Below are 14685 nucleotides of genomic sequence, written 5' to 3'. Positions count from 1 at the left end.
GTTTGGGACAGGTGCATCAAAGCTCGAGCAACTGACCGTCAAAGGCGGCAAAAGAGCCCGGGAAGCTCGCTCGCGCATCCCGCTGCATGTCGTCCAATTCCTTGTCCGTGCGTGCCGGCGCATGGTGGAAGAGCGCAAGACGCTTTACGCCCGCTTTTTTCGCCAGCTTGACGCCTTCCTTCCAGGTGGAATGCCCGAAGCCGATATGTTTCGCCATCTCCGGCTCGGTGTAGGTCGTGTCGTAGACGGCGAGATCGGCATCCATCATCAGCGAAAGGACTGCTTCATCCATCTGGCCGGCCATATGCTCGGTATCGTAGACCAGGGCTATAATCCGGCCCGCCCATTCGACGCGGTAGCCGATGCAGCCGCCTGGATGATTGAGTTTGGCGGTATGGATGACGATGCCTGGATGCGGCTTCAGCGTGTCACCGGCCGCGAAATCGCGAAAGTTCATCGTTGCCCGGCAGATATCGGGCTCCACCGGAAACCAAGGCGGTCGCATGAACTGGCCGATCAATTGTCGCGTCGTCGTCTTGCCGGCGAGATGACCCGTCCAGAGATCGACGCTGACCTTCGGATCATAGATCGGGTTGAAGAAAGGCAGACCTATGATGTGATCGTAGTGCGAGTGCGTGAAGAAGACATCGACGTCGCGGACACCTTGCTTGGCAAGTGACAGTGCAGCCTCGCGTGCGCCGGTTCCGGCGTCGAAAATAATGTGCCTGCCGTCATGCCGCAATTCGATACAGGATGTATTCCCGCCGTAACGCTCGAATTCCGGTCCCGATACGGGAACACTTCCTCGCACACCCCAGAATTTAAGCTCGAAACTATCGTTTTTCATAGAAGTTTTGACACCATTCCCCTTTCCGTCAACGTAAGCACACTTTTCCTATCGTGCGAAGCCAGCAATTTTCGCAAAAGTCAGACTCTCGTGAAAACTAAATCCCGCCGTTTCATCGACGCAAAATGCTTCGGCCAGTGTTCAGCAACGGATCGCACAGAGCTAATATAGGTATGATGCGACAAAAAAAGGATGAAGCCTCGAACAACAAGTGATGAGGTGTTGGCGAGACAGCAGAAAGTCACACCTGCAATGGATGTCGTTGGATTGTTGTCGGTATGCCTTCAGGTCCCAGTCGGCAAGCTCAGAGGGTTGCCGCCGACCTTGCTGCCTGTTCGTAATAGCCCGACAGAGCTCTCAAATGTGATGCCATGTCGGAAAGATCGTCCTGAGAGAGGCCGGAAACCTTGGTCGCTTCGACCAGCAGCCGTTCGCGGATTTCGGAATAGCGCGTCAGTGCCTCCAGGCCCTTATCAGTTACCTGGATCATCTTTTCCTTACCCGCCTTGCCCGTCTTGACGAGACCGGCGGCCTCCAGCTTCTTCACGGCGTAATTGGCGACATGGGTGTCTTCGATGTCGAGCACGAGGCAGAGATCGGACAACGTCTTCGGCCGGCCCCGGTGCCGCACCGAATGAATGATCAGAATTTCAATCGGGGAAAGGCTGGGGACGCCGGCAGCCGCCATGCAGCGCACCATCCAGCGGTTAAACGCATGCGAAAAGAGGATCAATCCATACTCCAGCTCGGAGAGGGCCGGAGAACTGCCAACCGCCAGATGAGCGGATGACACGATCAATTCGCGGGAAGATTTCCGTTCCTTCGACTTGCCCAAAGAGTACTCACATATCCGGATTGAAGTGCGTGAGGCAGACTATGTGACAAAGGTATTTTGTCAACAAATTATCGATAAGATTCAATTGTTGACAATCGTCTCTACGCCTCCGGTTTGCCGTAACCGCCGCCGGTCGGTGTGACGACGGTGAAAGCTTCGCCGGCGTCCAGCACCGTATGGGCGGCGCCTATCAACTCCTCGATTGTACCGTCGTTGCGCCGGACATAATTGCGGCCGGTCTGGCCCGGTTCGCCGCCCTTTGCGCCGAACGGCGCGACGCGGCGATGGCAGGAGAGTATCGCAAATTCCAGCTTCTCGCGGGTGCGGATGGTCCGTTGCGTGCCGTTGCCTGCGTTCCACTTGCCGCGTCCGCCGGAGTTCGGGCGAATGTGGAAATCCTCCAGCACGACGGGAAAACGGGTCTCGAGAATTTCAGGGTCGGTAAGGCGTGAATTGGTCATGTGCGTATGCACCGCATCGGCGCCGTTGAAGCCCGGACCGGCCGGCGCGCCGGAGCAGATCGTCTCGTAGTATTGATAAGCGTCATTACCAAAGGTGAGGTTGTTCATCGTCCCCTGTGCCGCGGCAAGCGTGCCGACGGCACCGAACAGGCAGTTGGTGACGGCCTGGCTGACTTCGACATTGCCGGCAACGACGGCAGCCGGATATTTCGGCGTCAGCATCGTACCGTCGGGGATGATGATCCGGACCGGCCTCAGGCAGCCGGCATTCATCGGGATATCGGCTTCGACCAGCACGCGGAAGACATAGAGCACGGCGGCACGGGTCACCGGCTGTGGTGCATTGAAATTGTCGGCGCGTTGCTCCGAGGTGCCGGTGAAATCCACCGTCGCCTCGCGCTTATCTCTGTCGATCGAAATCTTGACGACGATCTTGCAGCCCTGATCCATCTCGTAGCTGAACTCGCCATCCGGCAGGCGATCGAGAACGCGACGCACGCTTTCGGCCGCATTGTCCTGGACGTGGCCCATATAGGCATCGACCACCTCTTCGCCGAAGTGGACGATCATCTTTTTCAGCTCGGCGACGCCTTTCTCATTGGCGGCGACCTGCGCCTTCAGGTCGTTGACGTTCTGCGCCAGCGTGCGCACCGGATATCGGGCTCCGGTCAAAAGCTTTGCCAGCTCGTTTTCGCAGAAGCGGCCGCGATCGACGAGCTTGAAATTGTCGATATAGACGCCTTCCTCTTCGATATGGGTGGCAAGGGGCGACATGGAACCGGGTGAGATACCGCCGATATCGGCGTGATGGCCGCGGCTGGCGACCCAGAAACGAATCTCCTTACCGGCATCGTCGAAGACGGGCGTGCAGACAGTCAGGTCCGGCAGGTGGGTGCCGCCATTATAGGGCGCATTGATCAGGAAGACGTCGCCGGGATGAATAACCGGGTTTTCGCGGATGGCAGTCGCGACGGAGGCGTCCATGGAGCCGAGATGTACCGGCATGTGCGGTGCATTGGCGACGAGATTGCCCTCGGCATCGAAGACGGCGCAGGAGAAGTCCAGCCTCTCCTTGATATTGACGGAATAAGCAGTGTTCTGCAGCGTCACGCCCATCTGCTCGGCGATGGACATGAAGAGATTGTTGAAGATCTCCAGCATCACCGGATCAGCCTTCGTGCCGATAGCCGTGCGTTGCGGCAAGGCCTTGATGCGGGTCAGAATGATGTGATCCTTCGCAGTCAACATCGCCTGCCAACCATCCTCGATGACAATGGTTTGGTTCGGCTCGATGATGATGGCCGGTCCGGTCACTGTCTGCCCGGGCAGGATCGCCTCGCGCAGTACGACGGCCGCGTCATGGCTTTCGCCCTGGGAATGGAAGGATGTGCGGCGAGTGGCATCGGCTTCGCCTTGACCTGCCTCTGTCCGCTCGGCGTCGACTTCGGCGGCTGCACCTCCGATCGTCTCGACTTCGACCGCCTCGATCACCAGCGGCTTATCCTCGGCGACGAAACCGAAGCGGCGCTTGTGCAGCACTTCGAATTCGCTGCGCAGTCGCGCAGAATTGTCGATCTCGGGGAAGGTGACCTCGACGGCCAGCATCGTATCCGTACCGGCATAGCGAATATGAGCGCGCTCGACGGTGCGGATATCGCCTGTGGCGACGCCCTGCGCCTGTAGCTCCGGCACGCATTCGCCCAGCAATTCTTTGCCCAATGCGGCGATGGCGGCCGGCGCGGTATCGTCAAGCGGCACGCCAAGCGCCTTCTGTCGCGTAGCCCTGATATCGGCAAGGCCCATGCCATAGGCCGAGAGCAGGCCGGACATCGGATGCAGGAGAATGCTTTTCATGCCGAGCGCGTCAGCAACTAGGCAGGCATGTTGGCCGCCGGCGCCACCGAAGCAGTTGAGGGCATAGCGCGTCACGTCATAGCCGCGCTGCACCGAAATCTTCTTGATCGCCTCGACCATGTTGGCAACGGCGATGCGGATGAAACCATCAGCCACTTCTTCCGGGCTGCGGCCATCGCCGATCTCGGCGGCCAGTTCGGCGAACTTGCCGCGCACCGTTTCGACATCCAGGGGCTGGTCCTGGTTCGGCCCGAAGATCGCCGGGAAGAATTCCGGCAGCAGCTTACCGGTCATGACATTGGCATCGGTCACGGCCAAGGAGCCGCCATTGCGATAACAGGCGGGGCCGGGAAAAGCGCCGGCAGAATCCGGGCCGACGCGGAAACGGTCGCCATCAAAATGCAGGATCGAGCCGCCGCCGGCCGCCACCGTATGGATCAGCATCATCGGCGCGCGGACGCGGACACCGGCAACTTCCGTCTCGAAAGCGCGCTCATACTCGCCGTCGAAATGCGCTACATCCGTCGACGTGCCGCCCATATCGAAGCCGATGACATTGGCGAACCCGGCCTGCTCGCCGGTCTTGGCAAGACCGACCACACCGCCGGCCGGGCCTGAGAGGATGGCGTCCTTGCCCTGAAACATGTCGGCAGCGGTCAATCCGCCGGACGACATCATGAACATGACGCGCGCGCCCGTGCGAGCAATATCAAGCTCTTCCGAGACTTGGCTAATGTAACGACCGAGCACCGGCGAGAGATAGGCATCCACCACGGTCGTATCACCACGACCGACCAGCTTGATTAGCGGCGAGACCTCATGGCTGACCGAGACCTGCTCGAAGCCGAGACGCCTTGCGATCCTGGCAACGGCTGCCTCATGCGCCGGGAATTTATAGGCATGCATGAAGACGATGGCGATGGCGCGATAGCCTTTGGCGCGCAGATCGCGCAACGCCGCTTCCGCTGCCTGCTCGTTGAGGGCGAGCTCCACCGTGCCATCGGCAAGCACGCGCTCCTCGATCTCCACCACATCATCGTAGAGCGCTTCGGGCTTGATGATTTCGGTTGCGAAGATCTTCTTGCGCTCCTGATAGCCGATGCGCAGCGCGTCACGGAACCCCCGCGTCGTCACGAGCGCCAGACGCTCGCCCTTGCGCTCCAGAAGCGCATTGGTGGCAACCGTCGTGCCCATGCGCACCTCGCCGATCAAGCCGGCGGGGATCGGCTCGCCATTCGTCAGGCCGAGATGTAGACGGATGCCGTACACGGCGGCGTCGCGATAAGCCTCCGGATTTTCCGAAAGGACCTTCCGCGCGTGCAGTTCTCCCGCGGGATCGCGTCCGACGATATCGGTAAAAGTGCCACCGCGATCAATCCAGAAATCCCAATGACCCGCTACGCTGCCCGACAAGACCGCCTCCATCAAAGCCGCCCGAATTTCGATTATAAAATATCGATAAATCGTCGATGTTTTATCGTCAACGATGAATCCGACTCAAGGCTGGTTTGTTCGCGGCAATGCCAGGGGGATTGTTTAGTGCAGGTCGCCGACACCAAGCAGGCGTTCAACGGCACTATGATCCTGGGAAAGAGCGTCAGGCGTTCCCTGCCAGGCTAGCCGTCCGCGCTCAAGGATGATCACCTGATCGGCAAAATCGAGTGCGCTCTGAATGCGCTGTTCGACCAGCAGGATGGTCATATCGCCAGTCTTGGCGAGATTGGCGAAGGCGGCCATCAGTTCTTCGCAGATCACGGGCGCCAAACCCTCCAGTGGTTCGTCGAGGAGGAGCACGGAGGGGCGGCCAAGGATAGTCCGTGCCGTCGCCAACATCTGCTGTTCTCCGCCGGAGAGCTGGTTGCCGAGATTTCTGCGGCGTTCCTTGAGGCGTGGGAACATGTCGTAGGCTTCCTGCAAGGCGGTCTTCGGGCGACCCTTCAAACCGACAGAGAGGTTTTCCTCGACCGTCAGCGTCGGGAAGATGTCGCGCGTCTGTGGCACATAGCCGAGACCGTGATGCGCTCGTTTGGCACTCGGAAGGCCAGTCACGTCGGCCGCCCCCATCCGGATGCGGCCGTCATAGCGGCGCGTCTGGCCGGCGAGTGTTGCAAGCAGTGTCGTCTTGCCCATGCCGTTGCGGCCTAGCACGGCAAGCCGCGCACCGGCGGGAACGGAAAAGGAAACACCTTCGAGCACCCGCGTCGGCCCATAGCCGGCGCACAGATTTTCCACTTCAAGCGGCGTGGCCGGCATTGGCATAGCTCCCCAGATAGGCCTCGCGTACCCGCGCATCCCTGGTGACGTCGGCGGGCGAGCCGTCGAAAATGATGGTGCCGGCGGCCAGTACGACAACACGTCTGGCGAAGCGGAAGACCAGATCCATGTCGTGCTCGATCATCAGCACGGCGAGATCGCCGGGCAGATCGGCCAGCGCCTGCTCGATGCGGCCGGTATCGCTCTGCGGGACCCCGGCGGCGGGCTCGTCGAGTAGCAGTACTTTCGGCTTCAACGCCATGGCAACGGCGATCTCCAAAAGCCGCTGCTGGCCATAGGCGATCTCCCTGGCCTTGCGATGCATGAGATCGCCGAGGCCCAACGTGCCGAGCAGATCGCTGGTCTCCGTCATAACGTCGCGCATGGCCAGGAAATTGCCGAACATACGGCCGGAGCGGCCGGAGCGCTGCAAAATGGCAAGACCGACATGCTCGGCCGGCGTCATGTCCTGAAAAAGCCGCGTTACCTGGAACGAGCGCACCAGCCCGCGCCGGACGCGGCCGATGGCGTCGACCTTTGTCACTGTCTCGCCGCCAAGACGGACGGCACCAGAATCTGGCCGCAGATTGCCGGTGACCAGATTGACGAAAGTGGTCTTGCCGGCACCGTTCGGTCCGATCAGCGCCACACGATCGCCCGGCGCCATCGACAGGCTGACATCGTTGGTCACAGTCAGTCCACCGAAAGCCTTGTTCAGATGATCAACCTCGAAAATCGCGCTCATGAACGCGCCTCCCGGCTGCGTGCGAGATAGGCTGCGGCCGTGCCATAGATGCCCTTCGGTGCAAACAGCACGACGACGATCAGCAGCAGGCCGACTATGGTCAGCCAATGGAAGGGATTGGCGGCCGAGACATAATCTTCGAACAGCATGAAGATCAGCGTGCCGGCGAGCGCCCCGAACAGGGAACCGGTGCCGCCGAGCACAAGCATGACCAGCGCCTCGGCCGATTGTGTGAAGGAGAGGCTGTCGAGGCCGACAACCTGAGTGGAGATTGCGTTCAGCGCGCCACCGACGCCGGCGACAGCGCCCGAGATGACATACATCTTGATCAGCGCCATCTTTGGCGAGGCGCCCATGGCGCGGATACGCAAGGGGTCTTCCTTGATACCGCGGCAGAGCATGCCGAAGGGTGAGCGCACGATAAAGCGCAGCAGGATCAATATGATCGATAAAAGTGCTACAGCATAGATATAAGCCGTATGCCCATAGAGATCGAATTCGAACAGGCCGAATAGCGGATCGGCGGAGATGCCGGAAAGTCCATCGCTGCCACCAGTCCAATCCGAGGCCTTATTGGCGAATTCGTGGAAGAGATAGATCAGCGCGATCGACAGCACGAGTTGCGGCAAGCCCTGTGCTCTGAGGATGACGATGCCACAGATCAATCCGGCGACCGCACCGCCGACGATGCCGGCAAGCGTCATGACCAGGGGATCGTTGATGCCGTAATGCGCCGATGCGATACCTGCGGCATAGGCGCCGGCCCCGAACAGGGCCGCATGACCGAGCGTCGCCACGCCACAATAACCGGTCACCAGATCAAGCGACAAAACCAGCAGGGCGATGGCAATCAACCGCGTCAGAAGCGCGAGATTGTCGGGAAACAACAGATAACCGGCTGCTGCCAACACGAGGATGATCGCTATGGCGACGGCATCGCGACTAAGTGCCCGGCGTTTGCTGGCGGCAGCGATGGCCGCGCTATCCATGGTCAGTGCCATATCACTTCGCCCTTCCGGCTAGGCCGCGTGGGAAGACACAGACGATGGCGATCACGGCGAGATAGAAGAAGAATTCGCCATATTCCGGCATCAGATAGCGGCCGGTCGTATCGATGCAGCCAAGGACGAGGCAGGCCAGCAGCGCCCCGGAAATGGAGCCGGCCCCGCCGACAGAAACGACCACGAGGAAGGTCACCATATAACGCAGGGCATAATAGGGCTCGACCGGCAACAGCTCGGCACCGACAACGCCGCCGAAAGCAGCAAGCCCGACGGCAATGGCGAAGCTGACGGCATAAACGATCTCCGTGCGTACACCGAGAGCTGCCGCCATCGAAGCGTTGTCGACGGAGGCGCGGAGTTTTACGCCGAACGAGGTCTTCTCGATCGTGTACCACAGCGCCAACGCGACGATCAGCCCGCAGACGATCGCGAAGAGACGATGCGTGCCGATGGTGCGGAAGCCGAGATTGACGGAACCCTGCAGCTCGTTCGGCAAGGGAATGGTCTTCAAAGTCGGCCCGAAGACATAGTTGGCGATACCGATGATGCAGAAGGTGATGCCGATGGTCATCAGCACCTGCGTCAATTCCGGCGCCCCATAGATGCGGCGGTAGAGCAGCCGCTCGATCGGGATGGAGATGATCACCGTGCCCACCACGGCAAGCAGCACCGCAGCCGCATAGCCGATGCCAAGATCACGCGCGGCATAGGAGGCGATGTAGCCACCGATCATGGCGAAGGCGCCGTGCGCCAGATTGACGACGCGCATCAACCCCATGGTGATGGAGAGGCCAATGGAAATCACGAACAGCACCATGCCGTAGGCGAGGGCATCCACTGCTATGCTAAGCACGGTTTGCATGATGCTGGTCCGACTACCTTTTCTGGTCCTGCCTTAATCCTTCTCCACCGGAGCGGACGCAAGCCGCCCGCTCCTGCGCAACCGGGAGAATGAAATGAAGGCAGACCTTATTTCGCTGCGGCAAGGCCCGGATCGCCTTGCTTTTCGAAGGTCTGGATTTCCTTGTTGATGTATGTGCCATCAGCCGTCTTGGCGACCTCGCGCAGATAGATATTCTGCGTGATATGGCGGCTCTCCGGATCGATGATGACCGGGCCGCGAGGGCTGACCCAGGAGAGCCCCTTCACCGCATCGACGGCCTTCTGGGCATCCTGCTTGCCGCCGGTCGCCTCGATCATCTTGTAGATGACATACATGCCGTCGAAGGCGCCGACGGCCGGGAAGGTGAGTTCGGCCGGATTGCCGATCGCCTTGCCCGCGGCAGCGACAAAGGCCTTGTTTTCCGGAGAGTCGTGCGAGATCGAATAGTGGAACGTTGTCTGCATGCCGAGCGCCGCATCGCCGAGTGCCGGCAGGTCGGATTCCTGCGTCAGGTCGCCGGGCGAAAACAGTTTGATGCCGGCGCCTTTCAGGCCGTTTTCGTTGTAGGCCTTGACGAAACCGAGCGTGGTCGGACCCGAGGGCAGAAAAGCAAAAACGCCCTGTGCGCCTGAATCCTTGATGCGCTGCATGATCGGGCTGAAATCATTTGTCGACAGCGGCATGCGGACAGCCTCGATAACCTGGCCGCCTGCCTTCTCGAAGCCTGCCTTGAAGGCATTTTCGGCATCGATGCCCGGACCGTAGTCGCTGACGACGGAGATGGCCTTTTTGACGCCGCTGTCATGCGCGACCTTTGCGATCGGCGTCGAGGTCTGCCAGGTGGTGAAAGACGTGCGCACCACCAGCGGGCTCTTGGTGACGATCGCCGATGTCGCGGCGTTGAAGATCACCATCGGCACATTGGCTTGCTTGAGAATCGGCGTCACGGCCATGGCGTCCGGCGTGAAATAGAAGCCGGCGAGATACTGCACATGCTCCTTGACGACCAGTTCCTGCGCCGAGGATTTCGATTGTGCCGGATCGGCTTGCGGGACATCGCGATAGATCACTTCGATCTCGTTGTCGCCGACCTTATTGCCGTGCATTGCCACATAGGCGTCGATACCGGCCTTGAAATTCTTTCCCTGAAGGGCGAACGGGCCTGAAAACGGACCGATGACGCCGATCTTGATCGTGTCGGCATAGGCCGCACTGCCCATGGCAATAGCCGCGATCGCGGCCAGAACGAACCGTCTCATATTTTCTCCTCCCGCAGCCAGCCTGCTCTCGGACCAGCTTGCCTTGATGAACCGCTTCAACTGCCAATCTGGCATGTGAAATGGTGATGTAAAATGAAATAAATGCTCGTATTCATAATTTATGAGTTATGTTTCTGGATGACGGAAAGCATAGGGCGAGAAGCGAAATTTTGAAATCGCTATTGTTGAATTCGGTAGGACCAGGTGCTACATAAATCCATGATCGCCCGAGTATTCAAAACGAGTTGGTTCGGCAAGGCCGCGCGCAAAGCCCATATTTCGGATACCGAGCTTCTAAAGGCGATCAAACAAGTTGCCGAAGGCAAGGTCGATGCTCTCGGAGGCGGTGTTTTCAAAAAGCGGTTGAACGACAATATGCATCGCTCGATCATACTGGCAAACGCTGGGCGCTTTTGGGTCTACGAATATCTGTTCGCGAAACAGGACCGAGAAAACATCGAAAACGATGAATTGCTCAAATTTCGGAAGCTCGCCAAATCATATGCCAGCCTTTCCGAAGAGCAGCTTCAGCGTTTGGTGGAAATCGGACATTTTGTGGAGATCGGCAATGACAAAAACACGTAAATACAAAAGTGATGCCTTTGAGGCGATCCACACTTCCGCCGAAGCCCTCTACAAGGTTGGCGCGATTGACAAGGAAACATTGCGCTCCTTTGACGAGGATTGCCTTGCTGTTCCGCCAGCGCTCGAGCCGGCAGATATCAAAGCGCTGCGCGAACAAAATCACGTCAGCCAACCGGTTTTCGCGCGCTATCTCAATACCAGCGAGTCGACCGTGCAGAAATGGGAAAGCGGCACCAAACGGCCGAGCGGTATGGCGCTGAAATTGCTGGCGATCGTGCAGAAACACGGCCTTGAGGTCCTGAGCTAAGCCGCCGCTCCCAATCGCCTCACGTTGCCGATCAGCTCCCGCGCCAATCGCAGCGACGCGGCCGTTGCCATCACCATCGGCGGCAATAGCAGCCACTCGAGCGTCCAGGCGGCGCCCGAGCGTTCTTGCTCGTGCACGAGGGATTGATGGATGCCGGAAAGCTGGACGGCGTTGAAGCGGGCAAGCGATATGAGGACTTCGGCGGCGACCGGGTTCTGCTTGTGCGGCATGGCAGAAGAGCCGCCACCACCGGCGAGCTCGATCTCATCGCCGGTCTGTGCAAGAAGGGCGATATCCTGGCCGATCTTGCCGAGGCTGCCCGAAATCAGCGAGAACAGACCGGCGAGTTCAGCAACCCTTGCCCGCTGGCTCTGCCATTGCGGCTCGTCAGTGAGGTCAAGCTCCTGTGCCAGCGACACTCGAACGTCCGCAGCTTTGGATCCGAGCTTGTCCAGCGTGCCGACCGCGCCGCCGAATTGGATTGGAAAGGTCTCCTGCGTCAGCCGATCGCGATATTTGTCCAGCGGATCGCGCCAGGCGCGCAGGCGGTCAGAGACAGTAATCGGAATAGCGGCCTGCATGCGGGTATGGCCCATCAGGCGGTTCGAACCATACTGCTTGTCGAGTTTTTCAAGCGCCGCCGCAACAGCGAAGAGACGGCCGGCGAGCAGAAAGGCTACCGCCTTCAGACGGATCATCAAGCTGCTGTCGATGACATCCTGGCTGGTAGCGCCGAAATGCACATGCTGCCCGGCTTCGTCGCCGACTGCCTTGCGCAATTGCTTGATAAGATCCGGAACGACGACGCCATCCGTCGCCGTCGCGGATTTGAGGCTGAAAATATCGGGCTGGAAACTGGTAGAGATCTCGGCAATCCGCTGCGCCGCCTCCTGCGGAACGATACCGTGCCGCGCCTCGGCTTTCGCGAGCGCCGCCTCAAAGGTAAGCATTGCCCGGATATCGGCTTCCGCCGAAAAATAAGCGGAGACCTCCTCATCGCCGAGGAGGCTGGAGAGGAACGGGTGATCGAAGGCGGAAATACTCATGGCCTATACATCGAGGAAAACCGTTTCCTTGTCGCCCTGCAAATGCACGTCGAACGTATAGACCGATCCTTCCTTGCGGGCGATCAGGGTGGCGACGCGGTCGCGATGTTCGATGCGGGCAAGCAGGGGATCCTCCGCATTGGCCTCGGCCTCATCCGGAAAATAAATGCGCGTATGCAATCCGATATTGATGCCACGTGCGACGATCCAGAGGGTGATATGCGGCGCCATCCGGCGTCCGTCCTTATAAGGAACGCGACCGGGCTTCACGGTTTCGAAGCGGAAAACGCCGTCTTCGGCGCTGGTCGGGCAGCGGCCCCAACCGGTGAAGTTCGGATCGGCCGTGCCGCGCATTTCAGCAGGGCTGTTATAGAGACCGGCACTGTCTGCCTGCCAGATCTCGACGACGGCATCCTTCACCGGCACACCGGCACCGTCTAGAATCCGGCCCTTGAGCGTGATGCGCTCTCCAAGCGTCTTGTCGTTGACCATGGATATGCCGAGGTCGGTGTCGTAGATACCACCGATCTCGCAATAGTTCGGCGTGAGGCCGATATGGACATAGGGACCGGCCGTCTGCGACGGCGTCTCCTTGAGGTAGCCGATTTGCTGCACCATCAGTTTCCCTCCAGCCGATTTTCGAACAGGGTCGAGCGGCGGCCACGCAGTACGATATCGAATTTATAGGCGCGCGCATCCATCGGAATGGTGTTGCCCCAGTCAAGCGGCGCGATCAGTTGCTCGATAGCCGCCTTGTCAGGGATCGTGCCCACGATCGGACATTTCCAGATCATCGGGTCACCCTCGAAATACATCTGCGTGATCAGCCGCTGCGCAAAGCCGTGACCGAAGATCGAGAAATGAATATGCGCCGGCCGCCAGTCATTAACGCCGTTCGGCCAGGGGTAGGCCCCCGGCCGCACCGTTCGGAAGGCATAATGGCCCTCCTCGTCGGTGATGGCGCGGCCGCAGCCGCCGAAATTCGGATCGATAGCGGCAAGGTAGGTCTCTTTCTTGTGGCGATAACGCCCACCGGCATTGGCCTGCCAGAATTCCACCAGAACGCCAGGAACCGGCCGGCCCCGCTCATCCAGCACGCGGCCATGCACGATAATGCGCTCCCCGATCGCGCTTTCGCCCGGCTTGGCGAAGTTATGGATCAGGTCGTTGTCCAGTTCGCCGAGGATAGAATGCCCAAATACCGGCCCGGTGATTTCGGAGATCGTTCCATCCAGTGAGAGGAGCGCCCGCTGCGGCGAGCGCAGAACCGAGGTCTTGTAGCCGGGTGTAAAGGCCGGTGGATGCCAGGCACGGTCGCGGGCGAAAAAAGCGCCGGTCTCCGGTTTGCTATTGGTTTTGTCGGACATGTCTGCCTCGTTTCAGGCCGCTTTCTCGGCGTCCATCTGTTCGAAAACCTGCTTGGCGATCTTGATCGCGTGATTGGCAGCCGGCACGCCGGCATAGATCGCCACATGCAACAGCGCTTCGCAGACGTCGTCGCGCGTCGCGCCGGTATTGCTCGTGGCGCGAACATGCATCGCTACCTCTTCATCCTGACCCAGCGCTGCCAAAAGTGCGATCGTCACGATCGAGCGCTCACGCTTGCTGAGCGTCGGGCGCGACCAAACGTGCCCCCAGGCAGCTTCCGTGATCAGGTCCTGGAATGGCCGGTCGAAATCCGTCGACCCCGACTGGGCGCGGTCGACATGGCTGTCGCCAAGAACGGCGCGTCGCGTCGCCATGCCCTGGAGGTAGCGCTCGGAGGGGTCATTCATGGGCCTTTTTCTCCATGCAAGGCAAAATCGATGAAAGCGCGGATGACCGCGGTCAGGGCCTCGGGTTGCTCGATACAAGGGATGTGCCCTGCATCCTTGATCACCTCGTAACGCGCATTCGGAATGAGCTTGGCGGTCGACAGCACGAGTTCTGGCGGTGTCGAACCGTCCTGGTCGCCGACGATGCAGATGGTCGGTACCGCAATCTTCTTCGCCGCCTCGGTGAAGTCGGTGTCACGAAGAGCGGCGCAAGTGGCGACATAACCTTCCACCGGCTGGCGGATCAGCATGTTGCGATAACCGCCGAAAGCAGTGTTCTCGGGACGTCGAAAAGCGGGCGTGAACCAGAGTTCGAGCACGCCGTCGGCAATCGACTCGATGCCCTCGGCCTCGACCCTGGCGATGCGGTTGTTCCAACTCTCGACGGTGCCTATCTTATGGGCCGTATCGCAAAGGATCAGCGCCCGCACCAAATCCGGCCGCCGCTGATAGAGCGATTGCGCAATCAGACCGCCGACCGAGAGGCCGCAGATGACGGCATCTTTCACCGCGAGCAGATCGAGCAGCCCTGCGAGATCGGTGGCGTGATCCTCCATCGTGTAGGGCATCTGGCCAAGATCGGACAGGCCATGGCCGCGTTTGTCATAGAGAACGATGGCAAAATCGCCTGCGAGCCGAACGATCACATCACGCCAGATCCGGAAATCCGTGCCGAGCGAATTGGCAAAGACAAGCACTGGCTTATCGCCGGCAGCGCCGATGATCTGATAGTGGATCGTGACATCATTGATACGGGCGAACTGCACTGGAAATCTCCTCTGCAATGAGATT

The 14685-nt window shown here is 59.8% G+C and carries 15 protein-coding genes; 2 read left to right on the top strand and 13 right to left on the bottom strand.

The window, feature by feature from the left end; genetic code table 11:
* Positions 1 to 16: 16 nt before the first annotated feature.
* The 8 genes from ACXHXG_RS23330 to ACXHXG_RS23295 all read right to left on the bottom strand — a co-directional run bounded on the left by ACXHXG_RS23330 (position 17) and on the right by ACXHXG_RS23295 (position 10141).
* On the bottom strand, positions 17 to 847 hold the full coding sequence (locus ACXHXG_RS23330; RefSeq protein WP_457900858.1) for an MBL fold metallo-hydrolase: 831 nt from the start codon (positions 845 to 847) through the stop codon (positions 17 to 19).
* Positions 848 to 1151: 304 nt separating this feature from the next.
* On the bottom strand, positions 1152 to 1703 hold the full coding sequence (locus tag ACXHXG_RS23325) for a winged helix DNA-binding protein (RefSeq protein ID WP_457900908.1): 552 nt from the start codon (positions 1701 to 1703) through the stop codon (positions 1152 to 1154).
* A gap of 80 nt (positions 1704 to 1783) precedes the next feature.
* Positions 1784 to 5422, bottom strand: a complete 3639-nt coding sequence (locus ACXHXG_RS23320; RefSeq protein ID WP_457900857.1) for a hydantoinase B/oxoprolinase family protein — start codon at positions 5420 to 5422, stop codon at positions 1784 to 1786.
* 111 nt (positions 5423 to 5533) lie between these two features.
* Positions 5534 to 6250 carry an ABC transporter ATP-binding protein gene (locus ACXHXG_RS23315; RefSeq protein WP_104826684.1) on the bottom strand — a complete coding sequence of 239 codons (717 nt, stop codon included), beginning with the start codon at positions 6248 to 6250 and terminating at the stop codon, positions 5534 to 5536.
* Entirely contained in the window at positions 6231 to 6995 is a 765-nt protein-coding gene (locus ACXHXG_RS23310) for an ABC transporter ATP-binding protein (protein ID WP_283054120.1), read from the bottom strand. Before ACXHXG_RS23310 ends, ACXHXG_RS23315 begins: the two co-directional genes overlap by 20 nt.
* Positions 6992 to 7996 (bottom strand): branched-chain amino acid ABC transporter permease, encoded by a 1005-nt coding sequence (locus ACXHXG_RS23305; RefSeq protein ID WP_457900856.1) that lies wholly within the window; start codon positions 7994 to 7996, stop codon positions 6992 to 6994. The genes ACXHXG_RS23310 and ACXHXG_RS23305 overlap by 4 nt, the downstream gene beginning before the upstream one ends.
* Position 7997: 1 nt before the next feature.
* Positions 7998 to 8861, bottom strand: a complete 864-nt coding sequence (locus ACXHXG_RS23300; RefSeq protein WP_104826687.1) for a branched-chain amino acid ABC transporter permease — start codon at positions 8859 to 8861, stop codon at positions 7998 to 8000.
* Between the two features lie 107 nt (positions 8862 to 8968).
* The gene (locus tag ACXHXG_RS23295) at positions 8969 to 10141 is read right to left on the bottom strand and encodes an ABC transporter substrate-binding protein (RefSeq protein WP_457900855.1); all 1173 of its coding nucleotides are present in this window, start codon (positions 10139 to 10141) and stop codon (positions 8969 to 8971) included.
* Positions 10142 to 10360: 219 nt separating this feature from the next.
* Between ACXHXG_RS23295 and ACXHXG_RS23290 the strand changes: the two genes are divergently transcribed.
* Entirely contained in the window at positions 10361 to 10726 is a 366-nt protein-coding gene (locus ACXHXG_RS23290; RefSeq protein ID WP_457900854.1) for a type II toxin-antitoxin system RelE/ParE family toxin, read from the top strand.
* Positions 10710 to 11033, top strand: coding sequence for a helix-turn-helix domain-containing protein (locus ACXHXG_RS23285; protein WP_104826689.1), 324 nt, complete (start codon positions 10710 to 10712; stop codon positions 11031 to 11033). The genes ACXHXG_RS23290 and ACXHXG_RS23285 overlap by 17 nt, the downstream gene beginning before the upstream one ends.
* On the opposite strand, the gene ACXHXG_RS23280 is transcribed toward ACXHXG_RS23285, so the two are convergent.
* The 5 genes from ACXHXG_RS23280 to pcaD are packed head-to-tail and all read right to left on the bottom strand — an operon-like array spanning position 11030 to position 14660.
* The gene (locus ACXHXG_RS23280; RefSeq protein ID WP_457900853.1) at positions 11030 to 12079 is read right to left on the bottom strand and encodes a 3-carboxy-cis,cis-muconate cycloisomerase; all 1050 of its coding nucleotides are present in this window, start codon (positions 12077 to 12079) and stop codon (positions 11030 to 11032) included. The genes ACXHXG_RS23285 and ACXHXG_RS23280 overlap by 4 nt on opposite strands.
* Positions 12080 to 12082: 3 nt before the next feature.
* Entirely contained in the window at positions 12083 to 12694 is a 612-nt protein-coding gene (gene pcaG, locus ACXHXG_RS23275; RefSeq protein WP_285168732.1) for a protocatechuate 3,4-dioxygenase subunit alpha, read from the bottom strand.
* Between the two features lie 2 nt (positions 12695 to 12696).
* A complete protein-coding gene (gene pcaH / locus ACXHXG_RS23270; protein WP_104826692.1) occupies positions 12697 to 13446 on the bottom strand; it encodes a protocatechuate 3,4-dioxygenase subunit beta in 750 nt (249 codons plus the stop codon).
* A 12-nt stretch (positions 13447 to 13458) separates the two neighbouring features.
* Positions 13459 to 13854 (bottom strand): 4-carboxymuconolactone decarboxylase, encoded by a 396-nt coding sequence (gene pcaC / locus ACXHXG_RS23265; protein WP_104826693.1) that lies wholly within the window; start codon positions 13852 to 13854, stop codon positions 13459 to 13461.
* The gene (pcaD, locus tag ACXHXG_RS23260; protein ID WP_457900852.1) at positions 13851 to 14660 is read right to left on the bottom strand and encodes a 3-oxoadipate enol-lactonase; all 810 of its coding nucleotides are present in this window, start codon (positions 14658 to 14660) and stop codon (positions 13851 to 13853) included. The genes pcaC and pcaD overlap by 4 nt, the downstream gene beginning before the upstream one ends.
* Positions 14661 to 14685 lie beyond the last annotated feature (25 nt).

This window comes from Rhizobium sp. LEGMi-198b (assembly GCF_054114205.1).
Note: the sequence above shows the minus strand (reverse complement) of the source record. Positions and strands in the feature narration are given on the sequence as shown.